This is a genomic window from Acinetobacter sp. 3657 (genome assembly GCF_031456775.1).
Classification (GTDB): Bacteria; Pseudomonadota; Gammaproteobacteria; order Pseudomonadales; family Moraxellaceae; genus Acinetobacter.
The window spans coordinates 45,418-71,285 of record NZ_JAVDVH010000011.1; the positions used below are offsets into that span (position 1 = coordinate 45,418).

Below are 25,868 nucleotides of genomic sequence, written 5' to 3' on the forward strand. Positions count from 1 at the left end.
TGTCACGCCTCTGTCATGCCAAACTGTTGAGATATAACCAAAGTTTTATAGGAATATGGTTATGGCTGGTTTATCGATTTGGCATGTACTTATTTTTGCAGTAGTGGTTATTTTACTGTTCGGTACATCAAAGCTTAAAAATTTAGGTAAAGATGTTGGTGGTGCTGTGAAAGATTTCAAAAAATCGATCAAAGAAGACGAAGAAACCACGACTGCTCTAAATGAACCTCGTACCATTGATGCTCAAGTCAAAAGTACTGAAAGCTCAATAAAAAGCTAAGCGAGCGCCATTATGCTGAATTTGGGAATGTCCGAACTGCTTGCGTTCGGCATTATTGCTTTACTGGTACTCGGCCCTGATAAGCTACCTGAAGCCGCTCGTTTTGTGGGGAAATGGTATGCCAAAATTAAGCGTCTGGTCAGTAACGTTCAAAATGATATCGATCGTGAATTACGCTTGTCTGAGCTACGCGAACAAATGCAAAAAGAAATGCAACGTATCGCTGAACTTGAGCAAAAAATGCAAGCTCAGATGACCTCATTGGAACAGCAAAAAGTCTCTTTAGAAGATGAACCTCAAACTGCGGTATCCAAAAACAATCGCACACCACTTCATTACCATTATTTATTACATCCAGTGGCATGCATTTATCTACCGAAGTTTGCACTATTACATATGGCATCTCCGACTCCACATTCACCATTTGATTTAACCTCTTCAACTCCTGAATTAAAGGTGGCGGTATGAGTTCACCATCCAGCTCTCCATTAACCCAAACCACTTTGGGAAATGATGATCAAGACGTTAAGCTTGAAGAAATGCCGATTACCAAGCATCTGATGATTTTGCGTCGACATTTATTTAAAATCGTTGCTGCAATATTGGTTTTGTTCTTCTGTTTACTGCCCTTTGCTAACCGTACCTATCAAATCCTTTCAGAGCCGTTACGAGCGCAGTTGCCTGTCAGTTCATCCATGATTGCAACGGATGTCACCGCGACATTTATGGCACCCTTTAAATTGAATTTCTTTGTCGCACTGATGCTGGTTATGCCCTTTATCATTTACCAAATTTGGTCCTATGCTAAACCTGCGCTATATGAAAAAGAAAAATCATTGGCACTGCCTTTATTGATTAGTAGCATTGCTTTGTTTTACATCGGTATTGCTTTTGCGTATTTCATCGCCTTGCCATCTATTTTGCATTTCTTTATCAGTGTTTCTCCTGAAACCGTAGCACCAATGACAGACATCAACAGTTATTTGGCTTTTTGTTTGAAGCTATTTATTGTTTTTGGCTTAACATTTGAAATTCCAGTGATTACCTTATTACTCATTTTAATCGGGGTAGTCAGCACGCAAAGTTTGATCGAGAAACGGCGCTTTATCATTGTAGGTTGCTTCTTTGTCTCCATGTTTGTCACGCCGCCTGATGCCATTTCAATGATTATGTTGGCAGTGCCGATGTGGTTACTTTTTGAATTGGGTTTGTTCTTTGGAAGAATCATCGAAAAAAGAAAAACAGCATAGCGATTCACTCTATCGCCATAAACAATTTTCCAAACAGGTCCTAGACCTGTTTTTTTGACCAAACTTTATATTATTATTTGATTTTTAATGTATTTGTCACATAAGTGTCAAGGCAACGTCACAATTTCAATCTAAGTTAAAGGCGGGAAATTTTTTTACTGAACATATAAACTTAGGATGATTCCATGACACAGCTGACGCCATATCATGAAGACCAAGAACTGGATAATAACACCTCTACAAATGTTCATTTTCGTGACATTTTAGAACAGCATATTAGCCGCCGTAGCCTCATCACCAAAACAGCAAGCGGTGCTGTCGCATTGACATTGGCATCAACATTGACAGGCTGTAATGATAACGATAATAAAAATACTGGTGGTGGCACAACAACACCTGTTGACCCACATAAAAAGCCTGAGAAGTTAAACTTCACTGCTGTGCCGAAGAATTTAGACGATATTGTGACTGTACCTGAAGGCTATGAAGCACATGTTTTATATGCTTTAGGCGATGCGATTAATCCAAACTACGCAGAATGGGATGACAATAATATTCCTTCTGGCCCAAGTTTTCAGTTCCGTTCAGGCGATCATCATGATGGCATGAGCTATTTTGGATTAAATACTGCCACTGGTCGTTATGATGAGCAACAATCAAACGATGGCTTATTGGTGCTCAACCATGAGTACATCAATCCAACTTTCTTACACCCTAAGGGTCCAACCAAAATAGATGGCCGCCGTCCTGAAGATGAAGTGATTCGTGAAGTAAATGCGCATGGCGTCTCAATCATTCATGTGAAAAAAGATGCGAAAACTCAAAAAGTTGAACTGGTAAAAAACTCTGTGTACAACCGTCGTATCACTGGTTCAACCTTGATGGAGTTCGCTGGTCCTGCGGCAGCAAATGCCCTGTTAGCAACTAAGTTTTCTCCAGCTGGCGTACAAACACGCGGTACGCATAACAATTGTGGTAATGGTTATACCCCTTGGGGAACCTACCTCACCACCGAAGAAAACTTTATTGGTTATTTTGCGCGTAGTGCAACCGATGATGTCGCACGCCGTCCAGAAGAAATCGTGGCGCTTCAACGTTATGGTTTGAAAGCAGGCTCTAGTACTCGTTATGGCTGGGAAACAGCGATTGGACAAGTCGACTCACAAGACCTCTATGACCGTTGGAATGCAGACGCAAAAGCCGAACAAGCGACCCAAGACTATCGTAACGCACCAAACACCTTTGGTTGGATGGTGGAAATTGATCCATTTGATAACCGCCAAGCACCTGTAAAACGTACTGCTCTTGGACGTTTTGCCCATGAAGACTGTCGTACCAGCCGTGTGATCGAAGGTGAAAATCTAGCGTTCTACATGGGCGATGACTCACGTGGCGAGTATATCTATAAGTTTGTATCCGATGCCAAGTGGGATCCAAAAGATATCAACGGCGGTTATCGTGCTGGCGATAAATATATGAACAGCGGTAAATTCTATGTTGCTAAATTCAATGCTGATGGTACAGGTCAATGGATTGAGCTCAGTTATGGTAAAAATGGCTTAAATGAAAGCAATACAGCCTACCCTTTTAAATCACAAGCAGATGTGGTGACCTTTGCACGATTGGCAGCGGACTCTGTAGGTGCAACCAAGATGGATCGTCCAGAATGGTGTGCGGTTAACCCTGTCAATGGTGAAGTGTATGTGACACTCACCAACAACTCGAATCGTGGTTCAAGCTATCCAACTGATGCAGCGAACCCTCGCAGTTATGAAGACTTATATAACAACGAAAAACTTCAGAAAGGCAACGTCAACGGTCATATTATCCGTTTCCGTGAAACAGATGATAAAACTACGGCTGAAAGCTTCAAGTGGGATATCTACTTATTTGGTGCGGAAGCAGCAATGGCATCAAACATTAACCTTTCTGGCCTAACCGATAGCAATGACTTCTCATCACCAGATGGCATGTGGTTTGACACTCGTGGTGTGCTTTGGATTCAAACGGATGATGGCGCTTATACCGATGTCACCAACTGTATGATGCTTGCGGCATTACCAGGTCAAGTCAGTGATGGTAGCAAAGCAACCACATCAAACGGAACTGAAACGATTATGGGAGCCAAGGTGAATGATGAAAATCTGCGCCGCTTCCTAGTCGGACCAAAAGAATGTGAGATCACAGGTGTGACCATGACGCCTGACTACAAAGCTATTTTCATCAACGTACAGCATCCAGGCGAAGACTCTAAGAGCTATGCAGCGCCAACAAGTCACTGGCCTGCAACTCAAACCAACCCAAATAACACAACTGCTCGCCCACGCTCAGCTACGGTGGTAATCACGCGTAAAGATGGTGGTGCGATCGCTGGCTAATCGCTGAGCTGATCCAACATGACAATGCCAATCTTCGGATTGGCATTGGCTATTTCAATAGCATAATCTGTTGACGCACAATATTTCCTTGCTGCTCTCCTTGTTGTGCTTTTTCCAACCACTGCCATTGTGTTGGTGTCATGCGTAAAAAATTTGAACAGCGTGTACCATAAATAGGACTTTGTATAAACGTTGAGGAAAGTAAGGCCTCCATCTCTTTGCTAATCCCTGTATCAGGTAACAACTCTGGAATAACTTTACGTTCATCTTCTAAAATATCCCAAATGGCATATTCTAAATCGGATTCTGAAATCTTTGGTTGCTGTAGCATCGGCAAAAATTCTTGGGTAAAGCGTTTGCGTAAATGCATGGTTTTCTTCCAATCTTCGGACATTAAACCATTGGAAACCACATACACGCCTTTGGCTAAAACTTGTGGTGCTTCTCCTCGATTACTCATATAAACAGCTTGTTGTTTATCCCCCACAAATAAATTAAAGCCCGCATATTCTTGTTGTCTTTGTTCTAGCATTTGAGCAAAACGAATCGGCGCTAAATCGCTTTCAAGGAAATCTTGAATCAAATGTCCTCTTGAGGTCTGATATTGCTGCTGTTCCCGTCCATTTCGAAAATTGGTCACGATCGCCCAACGGCCCGATGCCGTCACCCCCATCCATGTACCACCTGATTGCAGATCCTGCCCTGCCACGATCGAACTATTTTCCCATGCGTGCAAAGCAACACTGGGGCGATGATAAAACTCATCCCGATTTGAAATTAAACACAGTGGCAGTTCCTCCAGAACTTGCCATGCAAACGCGACAATACACATTGATCTTGTTCTCTTATCTTAAGGACTGTTGACTTTCACATTGAATGTACAACATTTTTAATATCATTCCGCTACAATTTGCTCAAAACTTAATTCCAAATTCTAAACTGAGGAACAGCGATGCTGACCTATCCAAATATTGATCCAGTTGCACTGAGCTTAGGACCAGTACAGGTGCACTGGTACGGACTCATGTACCTGTTGGCTTTTTTATGTGCTTGGGGGCTCGCCTCTTATCGCGCTAAGCAACGTGATGGCTGGACGGGAGATATGGTTTCAGATCTCGTCTTTTATGGTGCACTCGGCGTCGTGCTGGGTGGTCGCGTTGGCTATGTACTGTTTTATGAGTTTGCGAAGTTCTTAGAAAATCCACTGTGGTTATTCCAAGTGTGGACAGGTGGCATGAGCTTCCACGGCGGCTTTCTCGGCGTGGTAATTGCCATGTTATTTTGGTGTAAAAAATACCAAAAGACATGGTTTCAAACCTTGGACTTTATTGCGCCTTGTGTGCCGACAGGTTTGATGTTTGGTCGTATTGGTAATTTTATTGGTGGCGAACTGTATGGTCGTCAAGTTCAAGACCCGAGTTATCCATTTGGCATGATTTTCCCAACAGATCCATTAGGTTTGGTACGGCACCCCTCACAGCTTTACCAAGCGATTTGTGAAGGCTTAATTCTCTTTATTGTGTTGTGGTGGTTTAGCGCGAAACCTCGCCCACGTATGGCTGTTTCAGCAGTATTCTTGATGGGTTATGGTGTTGCACGTTTCTTTATGGAGTTTTTCCGCCAACCCGATGCAGATCAAGGCTTCATCTTATTTGGCTGGATGACCAAAGGTCAAATCCTGAGTTTCCCGATGATTATTATTGGACTCTGGATGATTTGGTATGCATACCGTAAAAATATCTATGATTGGCAACTGAAAAAATAAAAATCATGGGAGCAGATGCTCCCATTTTTTATGACTTTAAAATAGTTTTTTAACCACTTCACCCAAGCGTTTGCCTTGTGCCTCACATAAGATTTTTTCATCTTGACTCATGCCCTGATCATGGCGAGGTCCACTGACATGACTTGCGCCATAGGGAGTGCCGCCTGTTTTGGTATTTGACAATGCAGGGATAGAATTCGGCAGACCTAAAATCATCATGCCATGATGAAATAACGGCGGTAACATACTCAACAAAGTGCTCTCTTGCCCACCATGCATCGACCCCGAAGTCGTAAATACACAAGCAGGTTTATTATGCAAAGCCCCATTGAGCCATAGGCTAGTGGTTTGATCCCAAAAGTATTTCATCTCACTGGCCATATTGCCAAAACGCGTGGGTGAACCCAAAGCCAATCCTGAACAATGTGTGAGATCATCTAAGCTACAATAAAGATCACCCTCTTCTGGAATACTTGCTTCAGCTTGCGTCACAACCGTTGCTAGATTGGGTACTGTTCGAATACGCGCGGTCACACCTACAGATTCAATTCCATCGGCAATCAGATGTGCCATTTGCTTGGTTGAACCGTATTTACTGTAATAAAGAACAAGAATGTAAGGTTGCATCGGTTTCAAGGTTTTTGTTAACTTAAAGAAGATATTATACGATTAATGCCAATTTATTCGCTGTTTTGTGTATTGATCAATCCAAAAATCTTCCCGAAGCCCTCTTTCAAAAGAGGAAGATTTGAAAAATAACTAGGATAGAACCCATGATCTTAAACCGTTATCTAAAAAAACTGAATTTTTTAGAAAAAACATGGTTTCAATTTATTGTCTTTGTATTACGTCGTTTTGAGGCTGATCGTTGTCGAGAACAAGCAGGATCTTTGACCTATACCACGCTCTTTGCGGTCGTCCCAATGCTTACCGTATTTTTGGTAATTATTTCTTCGATTAAAGCTTTAGAGCCTGCTAGGCAGCAGCTACAACAACTGATTTATAGTAACTTTTTGCCAAAAAGTACCATTGCCTTTGATAAGGCCTTGAGTGCTTTTACTGATAAATCAAGTAATCTCACCGTCATCGGTATCTTGTTTTTATTTGTTACCACAGTACTGATGCTATCCTCGATTGAAAATGTGTTTAATCGCATTTGGCGGGTGAAAGAGACACGTTCTGGTCTAGTCGGTTTCATGCGCTATTGGACCATTATTTCTCTAGGTCCAATCCTTTTAGGCAGTGCATTTGTACTTTCTTCAGCTGTCGCATCCATGAATATCCTCAGCAATAATTTTGCAGGCTATCAACTTGATGGTGCTTTTCTATTATGGCTAATTTCGTTTTTATTAACGGTCTTCGGTTTCTTTATTTTATATTGGACCATACCGAACCGAAATGTGCCGATTGTCTCCGCGATCATCGCAGCATGTTTTAGTGCGACTGTGTTTGAAATCTTAAAGCGTTTATTTGGCTGGATCATGAGTAATTTCACCAGCTATGAAATTGTGTATGGTGCTTTCGCGGCGATCCCCATTTTTCTACTTTGGATTTTTCTGTCTTGGAACATCATCTTATTAGGCGTAGAAATCAGTTATGCACTGACCGCGTTCCATTCGGGCAAAGAACAAAAACGTCATCCAATCATGATGTTATTGGATATCTTAGAGTTGTTCTATAAGAAACAGCAAATTGGTAACAGTGTGAGCGAGCATGAGCTACTCGATATTGTAGGCCGTGGTGAGCTCGGGCGTTTACCCTCATATATCCTGCAATTAGAAGCACAAAATCTGATTAAACGAACCGATAAAGATGAATATGTATTGGTCCGTAATTTAGCACAGGTTGATTTTTGGAGTTTCTTTACTGCTCTCCCTTATCCACTCCCTTTAAGAGATGATGTGTCCAATGTGCATCAGGATGATGAGTGGATGGAAAAAATCGGGCCAGCGCTCATTGAAAGCAATGATTATTTAGCTGCCAAGTTATCGATTCCCCTTTCAACTATTTTTGAACAAAAGTAACAAGAAGACCTCTACATGAGGTCTTTTTTATTTCCTCAACCATCCTTGCAAGCTCACCACCATAATTCCAATCAAAACTAGAATTGAACCAAGCACGAAATTAGGTTCAATTCGCTCACCTAACAACCACATGCCAAACACAATACCAAACAGCGGCGTTAAAAAAGAGAATACCCCTAAGCGAGATGCTAAATAATTTCTAAGTAACCAAAACCAGGCTAAAAAGCTCGCAAAAGACACCACCAACGTATGGAATGCCAAGCTGCCGATCACTAAGGGAGTAAAGTGAATGCTTGCTTGTCCTAAAAACACAGCCAACCCAAACAGTAAAATAAAACTACCGGCCAATTGATAGAAAAGCGTCTGTGTCACAGCAGCTTGCGCCAAAGAAGATAAGCGTACGGTGATCGTAGTTGCTGCCCAAGCGATACCCGCTGCCAATGCCAACAAATCACCCCAAAGCATTTGTTGCTCGATCAGCGAAGCGGTTCCTTGTTGCCCTCGGATAAACGTCACAACGATTCCAACAAATGCCAGAGTAATGCCACTCCATTGCAACAGGCTTAAACGCTCAGAGGGTAGTTTCCAATGTAAACCCAAAGCCACAAAAATCGGTGCGGTATACAGCAAAACCACAGCATGTGAAGCCGAAGTCCATTGCAATGCCTGCGCCAATAAAAAGAATTCTAAAGAAAATAAAAACGCGACCAAAGCACCTGCTTTAAGATTTTGTCGATTGAGTAGCTCAGCCGTTTTATCCAGACACAATAAAGGCAATAGTAGGATTGCGGCTAAACCAGAACGTAAAGCAATTTGCATTAAGGGAGAAATATCAGGCGCAGCCATTTTTAAGATGACTTGTTGTAGCCCCCAAATCATACAGAGACCGATCATAAGACCTGATGCTCGTGCATCTAATGTTTTACGCTCATCCATTGCCAGCTCTCAATTTTATAATTAGAACGTCAATATAAAGCTGTCGTATTTTGATGATATAGTGAAATTCAGACAATGCATGCATGTTTTCAGGCAATTCTCATATTATGAAAAAATCAGCACAACGCATCCAAGATTTTCATGAACTTCCTGCATACGATGATATTCCTGCATCATTGTGGTTACGTATTCGTGATGCACCTGCTGAAACGTTTTATCCAAAACATGCGCACGCATGGGGCGAGTTTATTTATACTTTTGATGGGGTACTTGAGGTCAGTATTGATCAGATTCACTATCTTACTCCTCCTCCGTACGGCATTTGGCTGCCTCCTCATTTACAACATAGTGGTATCAATCGTAATGAAGTGACGCACTGTACCTTATATATACATGAAAGCCTGTGCCAAAACATGCCGCAACAAGCTGGCATTTTACTGACAGCACCGCTGGTTCCTGCATTGTTGGAACATATTCGTAAACATCCATTTTCAGAACAAGATCCAGAATATTTAAGGCTGCTGCAAGTATTATTGGATTCACTCACACATGCTGAACTGGTCGGAAGTTATTTACCCACCACACAACATCCTTCCCTATCAAAAATATTAAGTCACTTACACCAATATCCAGCCGATAACAGTACGCTGCAACAACTTGCGAAAATGATTAACATGACCGAACGAACCCTAGCACGTTATAGCCAAAAGGAGCTTGGCATGTCGCTGCACGAATGGCGGCAACGCCTCAAAGTTATGAAAGCAATGTCAATGCTCAATCAAGGTAAAACCATTGAAAACATCGCATTGGATTTAGGCTATGCCAGTTCATCCGCTTTTATATATATGTTTAAACGCTGGATGCACTTTACCCCAGACCAGTTCCGCAAGTTATATCAAGGTCGCTAATTAAGGCAAATCAAAACGCTTTAAATTATCTTGCTCATATGGCGAATCTTCGGCGGGATAACGTAGTTTGATATGTCCTTGTTGTTTTGCCAGTGACCAAACAATGCTTTCGCCAGCAGGTAAAACCATTGAAGTTCGCTTATATAGCGGATCGGTATAAGCTTTTTCACTGTCAATCAACTGCCAACCGCGTTGTTTAAATGCAGTGATCACATCATCCAAAAAAGCAGCATTAATTGCATTTACATGTAATAACAGCACATGCTTTGGCGAATAACCAATTGTATCCGTTGCCAACTGATCATAATAATCAGCTCGATCTAGCAAATGATGAATGTATGCTTGCTTTAGTTTCTCAAGTTGCACAGTCTGATTATTTTTTTGATATGACAGATATTTCTGGTTATAAAACCAGTCACTGGCATCAATACTTACAGCACCCGACTGATAGCCATGTTGTTTAAGATATTCAACAACCGTATCTCTTTTCTCTCGCGTATCACCTTCTTTCAGAAAAGGATAACGATATCTTGCAACCCAACCCTGTAACGGTTGAAATACACGCTCTGCTCGTCGAATCCCATCAATGTATTGTTGGCTGCTGGTACTGTCTTTATTTAAACTAAGGTGAAGTTCACTATGGTTAGCAATTTGATGACCTTGTTTCCCCCATTCAGCAACCAACTGTAACCCTGCATAATCACCGATCTTAATCACACTTGGATAAATAATACTTTTCAGTTGATGTTGATGGAGTTGTTCTAAAATACGCTGATTAATGGGTGTTGCCTGAACATTTAAATCAGGATTTACACCGTCATCAAAACTTAAAGCAAGCTGCTTGGCATGACCGAGGCTTGTGATCAAAAACAATGTCAGACATAGCCATATTTTCATTCTATTCTTCTCATTTTCTAGCAATAAAAAAGGCGCTGATATCTGAATATCAGCGCCATATCATTGACGCTTATGCTTTAACAAATGTATCCCAGTCATATTCACCCGTTTGGGTAATCAATTTCATCGTCAGTTGATCATTTGGATGAAGTGCACCAACACCTGCTGGTGTCCCTGTCATAATCACATCCCCCGCTTCCAAGCTAAAAGACTGATTGATTTCAACCAATAACGCCCCGATATCGAACAACATATCTCGGCTAAAGCCATGCTGACGTTCTTCACCATTAATCATCAAAATAAGCTCTAATTCTTGTAGATCACCAATTTCGTCAGTTTCGACCCAATCTGCAAGAATACACGCACCGTCAAAAGCCTTAGCACGCTCCCACGGTTCTCCTTTGCTCTTTAAATCACTTTGCAAATCACGCAATGTTAAATCTAATCCCAGCGTAATCGCACCAACTGCCTCTAAAGCTTTTGCCTTATCTGTTTCTTGAGATATTGGATGAGCAATGTGCAAACAGATTTCACATTCAAAATGACACTCGCCCAATGCCTGATTCCAACTTACGCCATGCGCTAGTGAACCCAAGCTACTTGGTGGCTTCATAAATAAAATCGGACGATTTGGGATCGCATTACCCAATTCTTTCGCATGCTCGGCATAGTTTCGACCAACACAGACAATTTTTGAAGGACGTGTATTCATGGAAGCTCCTTGTTCTTTTAAACCGTTATTTATTTTTTAAAGCTATTTTCAAATTTACTTTGATCAGCAGGACTGGAAAAAGCACGTTTAGGTATAATCACCACTGTTTTCGTTTTTAGTTCTAACATATAAGTCAGCTTACCAGTGATGAAAGACTGTACTTCATTATAAGCCGCCGTTTGCTTTTTCCCCGCGGCATAAAGTTCAAAGTGGTCTTGGTATAAGTCAATGCCTTGTTCACTTTTGCCAAATTGGTAACGCACAAATTGACGCTTGAATAACAAAGGCAATAACCAAAATCGCATGATCGCTTGCATGATCAAAAAGAAAACACCAAGTGCCACATAGTAGCGCCCCACGCCAGTAAAACCTAAATAAATCCCCCAAAGGATAATTCCGATACTAATTGCGGGTGTTAGAAAACGAGTGATCGGTTTTTTGCCAAACGTAATCAAAGCAAAACCATCTTGAGATTCTTCTAGATTTAGATAATAGCGCGCAGAGAGTGTTGGACGTTGTTCAGACATTATCGATTTCTAACATTTAAAAACTTGCCCCTATTAGAGCATAAACGCTTTTAAGAGAAAGTGATTTAATCGAGATTTTATACAAAAATTACGTGTTATCATGCCCTTCATTATTCATTTTAATATAAATTCAATAAATTAATGAGGCTGTAATGCTATTACCTAAATTGAAAATATGTTTTTTATTCGTTAGTGTTTTGGTGTTATTGGCAGCATGTAGCCAACAACAATTGATCAACAAAATTGTCCCAGAACAAGATCAACAATTTGCAAAACAAGTATTTGAACAACTCCAACAAGGAGATTATGCCACCTTAGAGGCACATTTAGATTCTGAATTACAAACTGCGGATATACACTCGACCTTTATACAAATGACAGCACAATTTCCAAAAGTGCCGATTCAACAAGTCAATATTATTGGAGCACACAAACTCGAACTACCAAATCAAACTCAATATCATTTGACCTTTGAATACGAATATCCACAACAACAATGGTTACTAAACGATCTGATTTTTAAGAAAAAAAATGATCAAATCACCATTATGGGACTTCATGTCACCCCAATTGATGCAGCAACTCGTCATTTAAATGATTTCACCTTTGCTGGAAAAGGTATTTTAAATTATGTCTTTTTTACACTCGCAATCATCATTCCGATTTTTGTAATTTATGTCCTGATTTTATGTATTCGTACACCAATGGAAAAACGTAAATGGCTATGGCTAATTTTTATTTCATTGGGTTTTACCCGAATCTTATTTAATTGGACAAATGGACAATTTGTGTTTCAACCTTTTAGCTTTCAACTTCTTGGTGCAGGGTTTGAACAAACCAATACCTACAGTCCTCTTATTTTACAAATTGCGCTGCCCATTGGAGCTATAATCTTTCTCTATCGCCGCCGAGCATTGGCTGTTTCACAACCTAAAAAACAAGATATTTAACTTTGATTGAGTAGTCGTCATACAGAACTACTACTCTTTATTTACAGAGATTACCGCTATAATCTCAAGAGGATACATTTTACGATACTCAGCACCCCAAAAAAATTATGAACCAACATCAAAGGAATGTGATGTCTCGTTTTATTGCTTTTTTTACAATTTTTTTATGTTGTTCAGCACAGCATAGTTTTGCACAGCTCATTACATGGACGGATAATATCCCTAGTGCTTTGCAGCCCTTTCAAAATAAACCACAAATTTTGGCAGGCTATACGCAAAACCATATCTTTATCTATGGACATCCAGCTATAAAAACGGCTGTTCCAACCTTAAAAAGCAATCCACAACCCACAGCAAACTTTACTTCGGCTGCGATTATTGTTCCCGTGAACGCACAGCAAGTCGCTAAAACACTGACTGACTTTAATCAATATGTCGGTCTGTTCCCGACCCTCAAATCTGCAAAAAAATTAGCGCAATCAGGCAATACCACCCAAATGAAATATCGCGTGTCGATACCCACACCGATTCCTGTACTGAACTTTAATGAAGATGTCACCATGCAACATCAGCTTGCAGCCAACAGTATTTCAACGTTGGTAATTGATGCGCCCATTCCCTATGGGGTCGGTAAATTTGAATGGTTTGCATTGGATGAAAACAGAACCTTAATCACCCTGACGCAATGGAGTGATTTAAATCAACCACAAGGTTTTTTATTTAAAAAAATTCTGAATGCAATACCAGAAGTAAAACTTGGTATTCCGAGCAGTGGCAGTGCCTTTATTTTAGAGGCATTGAGAAATCGTTTTATTGGATCAAATAGCACGCCACTTGCTGCGGGTCAAATCCCAAGCCCTCAGCTCACAACTAGCCAATTGGCAAAAGTTGCTCAACTAAGTCAAGCCGCGCAGCAGCCTGTTAGCTTTCTACACGCACCGACGACGTTGCCTTATACACATGGGCGGGAGTCCATGAGATTTACCACGACCTATCAATTTTATAAACAGCCCCCTCAACAGCTACAAAAATGGCTTGTTCCAAGTGCTTATCAAGCGTTATTTCCACGTCAGATCAAAAAAGTCAGCACCACACCCCTCCAAAACCAAAGTCAGGAGGCGGATATTCACGTTAATGTCGGTCTGGGGGTTATTAGTATTCCATTTTCATTTAAATTGCATTTTAACTATCCACAAAGCACTGAAAATAATTTTCATGCCAATGGTGGAGATTTACGCTATATCAAAGGGCAAATGATCTTAAATGAAAACGATCAAGGATCTTTATTGAAAATGACCACAGCCATGAAAATCGACGAAAAAGCACCTTTTTTATTGAGAGCAATGCGCAGTCTCCCCTACCATGACACGTTGCCAGCAATTGGGGGCAATGCTGTGTTCGTACAGAAGATAAAAACTAAGATGTAGGATCTATTCACATAAAAAATAGGCACAAAAAAACCGCGATTAAGCGGTTTTTTCTATTGATCAAATTGGTGCGCTCAGAGAGATTCGAACTCCCGACCCCTTAGTTCGTAGCCAAGTGCTCTATCCAGCTGAGCTATGAGCGCATATTTGATGTTGGGCATTATACGCATTTTTCCCCAATTGATAAGTGCTTTTTCACGACTTCACTATCGTTTGGCTATAGATTCAGCAGCTACTGTGTTTTAAAAAGTGTTTTCTTGTTTATAACACTGGTCTTTCTATGTTGAATTTATGTAAATCCTTTGTATGTCATTCATATCTTTGTCATCGGGGCATACTTTTGGCGCTAAGCACTAGATCAGATTTTTTTCATTAAAATTCAGTATCGTATTAAAATTAATGAAGCCGACTTCAGTTCTATGAATTATGCAATTTTTATGAATAATCTGATTTAACTTATACGATATATGTAGAAATTCTAATAAATATTTGATCATCAAAAAGTAGATGGCTGATTTATATGATATTTACGATTTGTACGAATGTGATATATCAAGCAATATTGACACAATAATAACAACCAATAAATACTATTGCATAAGTTATGAGACAGGAGTCACATAATTATTAAGGTAAATAAAACAAAACTCCAATAATTATAGGTATATCGACATGTTATTTAAAAATATTTTATCACCCATTACAAGCATACTATCTCTTGGGAGTAGCAATAGCCAAGGAACGTCATCTTCTGTCAATACAGTATCGACAATAAAACAAGTTCATGTCGAAGAGAGTACAACCACAAATAATAGTAACAGTGGTACTCAAGTTGATGATGGCATATTCAATGGAATTGCAGCGGGTAATGGCGATCAGAACTACGGTGTTGGTGTGGGTAACGGTGATAGCCTAAACTTCACTTATCCATTCACAACGGCTTTTCATTCACTCGGAAATTCTTATTCTTGGCTTGGCGAAGCCTCACCAGTCACTTCCGTCAATACTTCAACCACCTCATCGTCAGTCCACGTTCAGGACAACGACACCACAGACAACAGTAATTTAGGCATCGCTGCTGGCAATGGCAGTAACGGTGGTTTCTTAAATGGTATCGGTTCAGGCAATGGCGAACATAACTACGGAATCGGCAATGGCAATGGTGATGACGTTAATGTCACCACGCCTGTCACCGTGCCATTTGAAGCATTAGGTAACTCGTTCGCTGCGATTGGTGGTGGAGATGTCAACTCTATCAACACCACGCCGACCAGCTCGACGACCGTGATCGAAGACAATGACACCACCAATAACAGTAATAGTGGTGTTGGTGCTACGGGTAACGGTAATGGTGGTGGTCTACTCAATGGCGTTGCTGCGGGTAATGGCGAACATAACTATGGTATCGGCAATGGTAACGGTGATGATGTGAATGTCACTGTGCCTTGGACAACCCCAGTACAAGCGGTAGGCAACTCAATTGCAGGCATTGGCGGCGGAGACGTCAACTCTATCAATACTGCACCAACCACCTCATCCACACATATTCAAGACAATGACACCACCAACAACAATAACAATGGGACTGGCACGGCGGGTAATGGTAATGGCGGCGGCTGGTTAAATGGTATTGGTGCGGGTAACGGCGAACAAAACTACGGCATCGGTAATGGCAACGGCGATGATGCCGATATCACCATGCCAGTCACAGCACCATTTCAAGCACTCGGCAATTCAGTCGCAGGCATTGGTGGTGGCGACGTAAACTCAGTGAATACTGCACCAACCACAACATCAAATGTGATTGAAGACAACGATACCACCAATAACAGTAACAATGGCGTCGGTGCTGCCGGTAATGGCAATGCAGGCGGATTACTCAATGGTGTTTCTGCTGGAAATGGCGAACACAACTATGGGATCGGCAATGGTAACGGTGATGATGCCAGTGTCGTTGCACCATGGACGACTCCTGTCCAAGTGTTAGGTAACTCATTCGCAGGAATCGGTGGTGGTGAAGTAAACTCCGTCAACACAGCACCAACCACAACCTCAAATGTCGTCCAAGACAATGACACCACCAATAACAGCAACAACGGTACAGGTGCAGACGGTAGTACTGGCAATGGCATCGGCGGCTGGGGCAATGGTCCAGCATCAGGCAATGGCGAACAAAACTACGGCATTGGTAACGGAAATGGCGACGATGTCGGCATCACCGCCCCAGTGACCTCACCATTTAATGTCCTCGGTAACTCATTTGGCGGTACAAGTGGTGGCGGTGTTTCATCCACCAATACAGCACCAACAAACACACTCAATCACGTCCAAGACAATGACAGCACCAACAACAGTAACAATGGCACAGGCGTTGATGGCGTAACTGGCAATGGTATCGGTGGACTATTGAATGGTGTAAGTGCGGGTAATGGTGACAAAAACTATGGTATTGGTAACGGCAACGGTACTGATGCAGATTGGACATCTCCAATCGTCACTCCAGTCAACGTGATGGGTAACAATGCTTCATGGTTTGGCAGTTCAGATCCAGATCAACCCACCAACACCTCAGTCAATAACGCATCAACCAACACCACCAATATTGTTGAAGACAATGACAGTATCAACAATAGTAATAGCGGTACAGGTACTTCGGGCAACGGCATTGGTGGCTGGGGCAATGGACCAGCATCGGGCAACGGCGAACAAAACTACGGTATCGGCAACGGCAACGGCGATGATGTTGGTATCGTGATGCCAATCACCACACCATTAAATGGTTTAGGTAACGATTTCTCATTCTTTGGCAACTCCCATAACGCATCGACCAATGATGCCTCTACAACCACCTCTAACTATGTGTTTGATAACGACAGCACCGACAACAGCAATAGTGGTACGGGTGTTGATGGTGGTGCGGGCAATGGTATTGGTGGTGGCTTACTGAATGGTGTCAGTGCTGGTAATGGTGAACACAACTATGGTATCGGCAATGGAAATGGCGATGATGCCAGTGTCGTTGCACCGATCACCATGCCAATCAATGGCTTAGGAAACTCCTTTGCAGTCTTTGGAGACTCGACCAACAACTCAGTCAATAATGGCTCAACCACCACAGTCAATTACATCGAAGACAACGACAGTATTGACAATAGCAATAGTGGTACAGGCGTAGGCGGTGCTTCAGGCAATGGTATCGGTGGCTTACTCAATGGCGTAGGTTCAGGCAATGGTGAACAAAACTACGGTATCGGCAATGGAAATGGCGATGATGCCGCTGTGGTTATGCCAATTACCTCGCCTGTCAATGCACTCGGCAACTCTTTCTCTGTGTTCGGAAACTCGACCTCTAACTCTGTCAATGACTCATCCACAACGGCTATCAATCATTTTGAAGACAATGACAGCACCAATAATAGCAATAGCGGTACTGGCCTCGTTGGTGATGGCAGTGCAGGTAATGGTATAGGTGGTTGGGGCAATGGTGTCGCAGCAGGTAATGGCGACCATAACTATGGTATCGGTAATGGTATTGGCAATGATGCTGCTGTGGTCGCACCAATCACCACCCCGATCAGTGCGAATGGTAATGCCTTCTCGATCTTTGGTGATGCAACATCTAACTCAGTCAATGACTCATCAACCACAACCAGTAACTATTTCCAAGACAACGACAGCATTGACAATAGCAACAGTGGCGGCGGTGTCGGTGGTTCATCTGGCAATGGTATTGGTGGTCTATTAAATGGTATCGGCGCAGGTAATGGCGAACATAATTATGGCATCGGCAATGGTATCGCCGATGATGCCGCTGTGGTTATGCCAATTACGACACCAGTCAGTGCCAATGGTAATGCCTTCTCGATCTTTGGCAACGCCACCTCTAATTCAACCAATGACTCATCAACCACAACCAGTAACTACTTCCAAGATAACGACACCACCAATAACAGCAATAGCGGTGGTGATGGATCAGGCAACGGTACAGGTGGTGGTATAGGTAATGGTATAGCTGCTGGCAACGGTGAGCATAACTACGGTATCGGCAATGGTATTGCTGATGATGCAAGCATTGTCGCACCAATAACAGTGCCAATTAGTGCCAACGGGAATGCCTTCTCCATCTTTGGCAATGCGACCTCAAACTCAACCAATAATTCATCGACCACAACCAACAACTACGTTCAAGACAACGACACAACCGACAACAGTAATGGCGGCGGCAATGGAACAGGTGGTGGCTCAGGTGGCGGTTTCCTAGGTCTAGGTGGCATGCTCAATGGTATTGGTTCAGGCAATGGCGAACATAACTACGGTATTGGCAATGGGAATGGCGACGATGCCAGTATTGTCATGCCAGTTGCAGTTCCAATTAACTTCTCAGGTAATGCAATATCTGTTTTTGGCACTGCCACATCGAACTCAACCAATAACTCATCAACCACAACCAAAAACCACGTCGAAGATAACGATTCAACCAACAACAGCAATGGTGCTGGCAATGGCTTCGGCACAGGTGCAGGTCTATTAGGTGGTCTGCTCAATGGTATTGGTGCAGGTAACGGTGAACATAATTACGGTATCGGTAATGGTAACGGTGATGATGCGAGCGTCGTTGCACCTATCACGATTCCGATTAACTTCTCAGGTAATGCAATCTCTGTATTAGATCTCAATAGCCTCAGTGAAGGCGACGTGCTCAGCCCTGTCACCAATGTCGTTGGTATTATTGCAGGTGATGGTAATGGTGGTACTGGTATTGTTGGCACAATTACTGGCATAGCTGGTGGTATTATCGGTGATCCTAATGCAGGTGGTGGTTTACTAAACCCAATCACCAATGTAGTCGGCGGCATCACTGGAATCATCGGTGGCGGTGACGGCGGTCCTCTGGGTGCAATCACTGGCATCATTGGTGGTATTACGGGTGGTGACGGTAGCCCTCTTGATCTAATCACAGGTGTCATCGGTGGTATTGGCGGCGGTGATGGCGGTCCTCTGGGTGCAATCACTGGCATCATTGGCGGTATTACGGGTGGCGACGGCAGCCCTCTTGATCTAATTACAGGTGTCATCGGTGGTATCACTGATGGCGACGGCAGCCCTCTTGATCTAATCACAGGCATCATCGGTGGTATTGGCGGCGGTGATGGTGGTCCTCTGGGTGCAATCACAGGCATCATCGGTGGTATTACTGGTGGTGACGGCAGCCCTCTTGATCTAATCACAGGTGTCATCGGTGGCGGTGATGGCGGTCCTCTTGGTCCAATCACTGGCATCATCGGCGGTATTACTGGTGGTGACGGTAGCCCTCTTGATCTAATCACAGGCATCATCGGTGGTATTGGCGGCGGTGACGGTGGTCCTCTTGGTGCAATCACAGGCATCATCGGTGGTATTACTGGCGGTGACGGCAGCCCTCTTGATCTGATCACAGGTGTCATCGGTGGTATTGGCGGTGGTGACGGCGGTCCATTAGGTCCAATCACAGGCATTATCGGTGGTATTACGGGTGGCGACGGTGGCAGCCCGCTCGATATCTTAACGGGTATTATTGGTGGCATTGCTGGTGGTGATCTTGGCAATAACCCTGTAACAGGTGTCATCCAAACGGGTATTGATATTCTTCAAGGCGTTGAAAGCCTCAAAACTGAAATCATCAATACAGGCATTAATACTGTCGCTGACACAATCATCGGCGTATTCCCTCAAGCAGAACATCCTGTCGGTGACCTCGCAAATCTTGGCACACTCACTTTTGAAACTTCTCGTGATACCGTCAACGGTACACTTGAAGCAATCTCTGATTTAGCTGGCGCTGATTTTGGTGGCGCGATGGGTAATGCTACTGGCGTAATCGGTACACTCATCAATAATGGTTCAACTGCTGCGGATATTATCCAACATGTTGTCGGTGAAGATCTGCTTGGTGGTGGCATCATCGGTGGTATTGGCGGTGGTGATGGCGGTCCGTTAGGTGCAATCACTGGCATCATAGGCGGTATTGGTGGCGGTGATGGCGGTCCTCTTGGTTCAATTACTGGCATTATTGGTGGTATCGGCGGCGGTATTGACGGCGGTCCATTAACGCCAATCACGAATATCCTCAGTGGCGATATCGTTGGAAACTTAAGTGATTTACTTTCAGTTAGTGTGGGTGACTGTGGTTGTAGCAGTAGTAATGGTGTAGATAGCATCTTGAATTCTGTTCTAGGCGCAACAACGTCTTCTCAAGGCTTCTCTCTTAGCAGTTCAGGTACAAACCTTACTGACCATCTTTCAGTTTCAAACATCAATCTCACTGAACAACTATTTGAAAGTACCAACCTTTTCTAATCCTGTTTAAATATAAAAAAACCGCTGATATTTCAGCGGTTTTTTTATATCAGACTGCTTTTATCAATCCCTTTTTCGCCCAATGGGAAAAGTACAAAGACATTAAATAATGATAAAAGAACGCTATGCATCCATTCAAAACGAAACAGTCTGATTTCATCAAAAATATATTTGAAAAAACGCAACCGATTGATAAGTTTTTTTAACATAAGAATAAAAAATCGTGATGAGAATTTACACACCCTCTTATAAAAAAATAGAATTAACCTATAAATAATTGATATATATTAATATTAAATAAGTAATAAATAACTGAAATATTTACTTTCAAACAAGCAACAAATTTCATAATTTTTTGATTCATTGAGCGGTAATCTCGGTAAATATTGCCCTTTATCATATCTTAATCAATTGATTTAGTAGGCTAAATCAAAAAATGACAAATTCTCAAGAGATTTCTACCATAAGACTTTTTGCCACAAAAAAATTAAAAACAAATAAATAAAATCAAATACTTAATCTATTTTAAACTCTTATTTAACAATTAAATCTGATCTTTATTGTACATTGACAAAATAATTGAAAAACATAACACTAAATTTGATTAATGAGACATAAATCACAGAATAACCGTAACCATTAATAAATAATTGAATCAAAACAACACAACTTCAAAAATATAGGTATCGTTATGCTTTTCAAAAGTCTTTTATCACCCATTAAAAGTATTACTTCAAATTTAACAGAGAGTAGTACATCGTCGGTTAGTAATTCAATCCTAGCCCCTCTTTCTCTTTCCACAATTACAAATATTCTATCTACAAATACTGTAACAAACACAATTAGTAGCTTAACTAGCAGCACAGATGGCGGTCCTCTTGGTTCAATTACTGGCGTTATCGGTGGTATTACAGGTGGTGGTGACGGTGGTCCACTAGGTCCAATCACAGGTATTATCGGCGGTATCACTGGTGGCGGTGATGGGGGTCCATTAGGTCCAATCACTGGAATCATCGGTGGTATTACTGGCGGTGGTGATGGGGGTCCTCTTGGTCCAATCACAGGCATTATCGGTGGTATTACGGGTGGTGATCTTGGCAATAACCCTGTAACGGGTGTCATCCAAACAGGTATCGATGTACTTCAAGGTGTTGAAAGCCTAAAAACTGAAATCATCAATACAGGTATCGACACTGTTGCTGGCACAATTATTGGGGCGTTCCCTCAAGCTGAACATCCTGTCGGTGACCTCGCAAATCTTGGCACGCTCACTTTTGAAACTTCTCGCGATACCGTCAACGGTACACTTGAAGCTATCTCTGATTTAGCTGGCGCTAATTTTGCTGGTGCGCTTGGTAATGCTACTGGTGTGATCGGTACACTCATTAATAATGGTTCAACTGCTGCTGATATTATCCAACATGTCATCGGTGAAGATCTGCTTGGTGGTGGAATTATTGATGGCATCACAGGTGGCATTGGCGGTGATGGTGGCCCATTAGGTGCAATCACAGGTATTATCGGTGGTATTACAGGCGGTGGTGATGGTGGTCCTTTAGGTGCAATCACAGGCATTATCGGTGGTATTACGGGTGGCGGTGATGGTGGTCCACTAGGTCCAATCACTGGAATCATCGGTGGTATTACAGGCGGTGGTGATGGTGGTCCTCTTGGTCCAATCACAGGCATTATCGGTGGTATTACGGGTGGTGATCTTGGCAACAACCCTGTAACGGGTGTCATCCAAACAGGTATCGATGTACTTCAAGGTGTTGAAAGCCTAAAAACTGAAATCATCAATACAGGTATCGACACTGTTGCTGGCACAATCATCGGTGTATTCCCTCAAGCAGAACATCCTGTCGGTGATCTCGCAAATCTTGGCACGCTCACTTTTGAAACTTCTCGCGATACCGTCAACGGTACACTTGAAGCTATCTCTGATTTAGCTGGCGCTAATTTTGCTGGTGCGCTTGGTAATGCTACTGGTGTGATCGGTACACTTATCAATAATGGTTCAACTGCTGCTGATATTATCCAACATGTCATCGGCGAAGATCTGCTTGGTGGTGGAATTATTGATGGCATCACAGGTGGCATTGGCGGTGATGGTGGTCCATTAGGTCCAATCACTGGCATTATCGGTGGTATTACTGGCGGTGATGGTGGTCCACTAGGTCCAATCACTGGCATTATCGGTGGTATTACAGGCGGTGGTGATGGTGGTCCTTTAGGTGCAATCACAGGCATTATCGGTGGTATTACGGGTGGCGGTGATGGTGGTCCACTAGGTGCAATCACAGGCATTATCGGTGGTATTACTGGTGGCGGTGATGGTGGTCCTTTAGGTGCAATTACAGGAATCATCGGTGGTATTACGGGCGGCGGTGATGGCGGTCCTCTTGGTCCAATCACAGGCATTATCGGCGGTATTACGGGTGGTGGTGATGGCGGTCCATTAGGTCCAATCACAGGCATTATCAGTGGTATTACGGGTGGTGATCTTGGCAATAACCCTGTAACGGGTGTCATCCAAACAGGTATCGATGTACTTCAAGGTGTTGAAAGCCTAAAAACTGAAATCATCAATACAGGTATCGACACTGTTGCTGGCACAATCATCGGTGTATTCCCTCAAGCAGAACATCCTGTCGGTGATCTCGCAAATCTTGGCACGCTCACTTTTGAAACTTCTCGCGATACCGTCAACGGTACACTTGAAGCAATCTCTGATTTAGCTGGCGCTAATTTTGCTGGTGCGCTTGGTAATGCTACTGGTGTTATCGGTACACTGATCAATAATGGTTCAACTGCTGCTGATATTATCCAACATGTCATCGGCGAAGATCTGCTTGGTGGTGGAATTATTGATGGCATCACAGGTGGTATTGGCGGTGACGGAGGTCCTCTTGGCCCTATCACAGGTATCATTGGTGGTATCACTGGTGGCGGTGATGGTGGTCCTTTAGGTGCAATCACAGGTATTATCGGCGGTATCACTGGTGGCGGTGATGGTGGTCCTTTAGGTGCAATCACAGGTATTATCGGCGGTATCACTGGTGGCGGTGATGGTGGCCCATTAGGTGCAATCACTGGCATTATCGGTGGTATTACAGGCGGTGGTGATGGTGGTCCTTTAGGTGCAATTACAGGAATCATCGGTGGTATTACTGGCGGCGGTGATGGCGGTCCACTAGGTCCAATCACAGGCATTATCGGTAGTATTACAGGTGGTGATCTTGGCAACAACCCTGTAACGGGTGTCATCCAAACAGGTATCGATGTACTTCAAGGTGTTGAAAGCCTAAAAACTGAAATCATCAATACAGGTATCGACACTGTTGCTGGCACAATTATCGGGGCGTTCCCTCAAGCAGAACATCCTGTCGGTGATCTCGCAAATCTTGGCACGCTCACTTTTGAAACTTCTCGCGATACCGTCAACGGTACACTTGAAGCAATCTCTGATTTAGCTGGCGCTAATTTTGCTGGTGCGCTTGGTAATGCTACTGGTGTTATCGGTACACTCATCAACAATGGTTCAACTGCTGCAGATATCATCCAACACGTCATTGGTGAGGATTTACTTGGCGGTGGCATTCTTGATGGCATCACCGGTGGTATTGGTGGTGACGGTGGTCCATTAGGTGCAATCACAGGTATCATCGGCGGTATTACAGGCGGTGGTGATGGTGGCCCATTAGGTCCAATCACAGGCATTATCGGTGGTATTACGGGTGGCGGTGATGGTGGTCCACTAGGTCCAATCACAGGCATTATCGGTGGTATTACCGGTGGCGGTGATGGCGGTCCTCTTGGTCCAATCACTGGCATTATCGGTGGTATTACGGGTGGTGATGGTGGTCCACTAGCTCCAATCACTGGCATTATCGGTGGTATTACGGGTGGTGGTGATGGCGGTCCATTAGGCCCAATCACAGGCATTATCGGTGGTATTACGGGTGGTGATCTTGGCAACAACCCTGTAACGGGTGTCATCCAAACAGGTATCGATGTACTTCAAGGTGTTGAAAGCCTAAAAACTGAAATCATCAATACAGGTATCGACACTGTTGCTGGCACAATCATCGGTGTATTCCCTCAAGCAGAACATCCTGTCGGTGATCTCGCAAATCTTGGCACGCTCACTTTTGAAACTTCTCGCGATACCGTCAACGGTACACTTGAAGCAATCTCTGATTTAGCTGGCGCTAATTTTGCTGGTGCGCTTGGTAATGCTACTGGTGTGATCGGTACACTTATCAATAATGGTTCAACTGCTGCTGATATTATCCAACATGTCATCGGCGAAGATCTGCTTGGTGGTGGAATTATTGATGGCATCACAGGTGGCATTGGCGGTGACGGCGGTCCTCTTGGTGCAATCACAGGTATCATCGGCGGTATTACAGGCGGTGGTGATGGTGGCCCATTAGGTCCAATCACAGGCATTATCGGTGGTATTACTGGTGGTGACGGTGGCAGCCCGCTCGATATCTTAACGGGTATTATTGGTGGCATTGCTGGTGGTGATCTTGGCAATAACCCTGTAACAGGTGTCATCCAAACCGGTATTGATATTCTTCAAGGTGTTGAAAGCCTCAAAACTGAAATCATCAATACAGGCATTAATACTGTCGCTGACACAATCATCGGTGTATTCCCTCAAGCAGAACATCCTGTCGGTGACCTCGCAAATCTTGGCGCGCTTACTTTTGAAACTTCTCGCGATACCGTCAACGGTACACTTGAAGCAATATCTGATTTAGCTGGCGCTGATTTTGGTGGCGCGATGGGTAATGCTACTGGCGTGATCGGTACACTCATCAATAATGGTTCAACTGCTGCTGATATTATCCAACATGTTGTCGGTGAAGATCTGCTTGGTGGTGGTATTGGCGGTGATGGTGGTCCTCTGGGTTCAATCACTGGTATCCTCAGTGGCGATATCGTTGGAAACCTAACTGGATTACTTTCAGTTAATGTCGGTGACTGTGGTTGTAGCAGCAGTAATGGTGTAGATAGCATCTTAGATTCTGTTCTAGGTGCAACAACGTCTTCTCAAGGTTTCTCTCTTAGCAGCTCAGGTACAAACCTTACTGACCATCTTTCTGTTTCAAATGTCAATCTCACTGAACAACTATTTGAAAGTACCAACCTTTTCTAATCCTGTTTTAAATACAAAAAACCGCTGATATTTCAGCGGTTTTTTTATATTAGATTTTTTTCACCCCCCAGATGGGAGAAAGACAAAAAAACTAAATAAAGAGGTCTAATAAAAAGTCATAAATAACATTTATGCTTAATAATAAATGCACCTTATTTAAGATAAATCCCAGCGAATATACTAGACTAAGGTCTAATATATTTATATTAAAAAATACATTAATGAGAAATCAAAATAAAGGCACAAATCACATCTTTATCATAAAACTAAATATCACCATCACCCTTATCAAAAAATTAAATGCCGACCTC

At 42.9% G+C, this 25,868-nt stretch carries 17 protein-coding genes and 1 tRNA gene; 11 read left to right on the forward strand and 7 right to left on the reverse strand.

Features of this window, described 5'->3' with window-relative positions; translation table 11 throughout:
- Nucleotides 1-61: 61 nt before the first annotated feature.
- From tatA to J2Y37_RS12225, 4 genes are all read left to right on the forward strand, one after another.
- Complete coding sequence (gene tatA, locus J2Y37_RS12210) at nt 62-280, forward strand: Sec-independent protein translocase subunit TatA (protein ID WP_349032994.1); 219 nt, start codon at nt 62-64, stop codon at nt 278-280.
- Nucleotides 281-307: 27 nt separating this feature from the next.
- Nucleotides 308-748, forward strand: coding sequence for a Sec-independent protein translocase protein TatB (tatB, locus tag J2Y37_RS12215; protein ID WP_349032995.1), 441 nt, complete (start codon nt 308-310; stop codon nt 746-748).
- Nucleotides 745-1,530 carry a twin-arginine translocase subunit TatC gene (gene tatC / locus J2Y37_RS12220; RefSeq protein WP_005193638.1) on the forward strand — a complete coding sequence of 262 codons (786 nt, stop codon included), beginning with the start codon at nt 745-747 and terminating at the stop codon, nt 1,528-1,530. Before tatB ends, tatC begins: the two co-directional genes overlap by 4 nt.
- A gap of 185 nt (nt 1,531-1,715) precedes the next feature.
- A complete protein-coding gene (locus J2Y37_RS12225) occupies nt 1,716-3,908 on the forward strand; it encodes a PhoX family phosphatase (RefSeq protein WP_349032996.1) in 2,193 nt (730 codons plus the stop codon).
- 49 nt (nt 3,909-3,957) lie between these two features.
- On the opposite strand, the gene J2Y37_RS12230 is transcribed toward J2Y37_RS12225, so the two are convergent.
- A complete protein-coding gene (locus J2Y37_RS12230) occupies nt 3,958-4,740 on the reverse strand; it encodes an NRDE family protein (protein ID WP_349032997.1) in 783 nt (260 codons plus the stop codon).
- Nucleotides 4,741-4,860: 120 nt separating this feature from the next.
- On the opposite strand from J2Y37_RS12230, the gene lgt reads away from it, so the two are divergent.
- Complete coding sequence (lgt, locus tag J2Y37_RS12235; RefSeq protein ID WP_004672921.1) at nt 4,861-5,673, forward strand: prolipoprotein diacylglyceryl transferase; 813 nt, start codon at nt 4,861-4,863, stop codon at nt 5,671-5,673.
- A gap of 36 nt (nt 5,674-5,709) precedes the next feature.
- On the opposite strand, the gene wrbA is transcribed toward lgt, so the two are convergent.
- Nucleotides 5,710-6,300, reverse strand: a complete 591-nt coding sequence (gene wrbA / locus J2Y37_RS12240) for an NAD(P)H:quinone oxidoreductase (RefSeq protein ID WP_005193643.1) — start codon at nt 6,298-6,300, stop codon at nt 5,710-5,712.
- 146 nt (nt 6,301-6,446) lie between these two features.
- Here wrbA and J2Y37_RS12245 point away from each other — a divergent pair, with 146 nt between their 5' ends.
- The gene (locus tag J2Y37_RS12245) at nt 6,447-7,697 is read left to right on the forward strand and encodes a YihY family inner membrane protein (protein WP_004672923.1); all 1,251 of its coding nucleotides are present in this window, start codon (nt 6,447-6,449) and stop codon (nt 7,695-7,697) included.
- A gap of 27 nt (nt 7,698-7,724) precedes the next feature.
- Here J2Y37_RS12245 and J2Y37_RS12250 read toward each other — a convergent pair whose 3' ends face one another.
- On the reverse strand, nt 7,725-8,633 hold the full coding sequence (locus tag J2Y37_RS12250; protein ID WP_349032998.1) for a DMT family transporter: 909 nt from the start codon (nt 8,631-8,633) through the stop codon (nt 7,725-7,727).
- Nucleotides 8,634-8,740: 107 nt separating this feature from the next.
- Between J2Y37_RS12250 and J2Y37_RS12255 the strand changes: the two genes are divergently transcribed.
- The gene (locus J2Y37_RS12255) at nt 8,741-9,541 is read left to right on the forward strand and encodes a helix-turn-helix transcriptional regulator (RefSeq protein WP_349032999.1); all 801 of its coding nucleotides are present in this window, start codon (nt 8,741-8,743) and stop codon (nt 9,539-9,541) included.
- Here J2Y37_RS12255 and J2Y37_RS12260 read toward each other — a convergent pair whose 3' ends face one another.
- The 3 genes from J2Y37_RS12260 to J2Y37_RS12270 form a co-directional block, all read right to left on the reverse strand.
- Complete coding sequence (locus J2Y37_RS12260) at nt 9,542-10,438, reverse strand: polysaccharide deacetylase family protein (protein WP_349033000.1); 897 nt, start codon at nt 10,436-10,438, stop codon at nt 9,542-9,544.
- Between the two features lie 70 nt (nt 10,439-10,508).
- The gene (locus J2Y37_RS12265; protein ID WP_349033001.1) at nt 10,509-11,150 is read right to left on the reverse strand and encodes a fumarylacetoacetate hydrolase family protein; all 642 of its coding nucleotides are present in this window, start codon (nt 11,148-11,150) and stop codon (nt 10,509-10,511) included.
- A 29-nt stretch (nt 11,151-11,179) separates the two neighbouring features.
- Complete coding sequence (locus J2Y37_RS12270; RefSeq protein WP_004672933.1) at nt 11,180-11,677, reverse strand: YcxB family protein; 498 nt, start codon at nt 11,675-11,677, stop codon at nt 11,180-11,182.
- A 152-nt stretch (nt 11,678-11,829) separates the two neighbouring features.
- On the opposite strand from J2Y37_RS12270, the gene J2Y37_RS12275 reads away from it, so the two are divergent.
- Complete coding sequence (locus J2Y37_RS12275; RefSeq protein ID WP_349033002.1) at nt 11,830-12,627, forward strand: hypothetical protein; 798 nt, start codon at nt 11,830-11,832, stop codon at nt 12,625-12,627.
- A 131-nt stretch (nt 12,628-12,758) separates the two neighbouring features.
- Nucleotides 12,759-14,054 carry an SRPBCC family protein gene (locus tag J2Y37_RS12280; protein WP_349033003.1) on the forward strand — a complete coding sequence of 432 codons (1,296 nt, stop codon included), beginning with the start codon at nt 12,759-12,761 and terminating at the stop codon, nt 14,052-14,054.
- Nucleotides 14,055-14,120: 66 nt separating this feature from the next.
- On the opposite strand, the gene J2Y37_RS12285 is transcribed toward J2Y37_RS12280, so the two are convergent.
- A tRNA-Arg gene (locus J2Y37_RS12285) sits at nt 14,121-14,197 on the reverse strand.
- Nucleotides 14,198-14,726: 529 nt separating this feature from the next.
- Here J2Y37_RS12285 and J2Y37_RS12290 point away from each other — a divergent pair.
- Both J2Y37_RS12290 and J2Y37_RS12295 read left to right on the forward strand, forming a co-directional pair.
- The gene (locus tag J2Y37_RS12290; protein ID WP_349033004.1) at nt 14,727-20,390 is read left to right on the forward strand and encodes a hypothetical protein; all 5,664 of its coding nucleotides are present in this window, start codon (nt 14,727-14,729) and stop codon (nt 20,388-20,390) included.
- A gap of 691 nt (nt 20,391-21,081) precedes the next feature.
- Entirely contained in the window at nt 21,082-25,557 is a 4,476-nt protein-coding gene (locus J2Y37_RS12295; RefSeq protein ID WP_349033005.1) for a hypothetical protein, read from the forward strand.
- Nucleotides 25,558-25,868 lie beyond the last annotated feature (311 nt).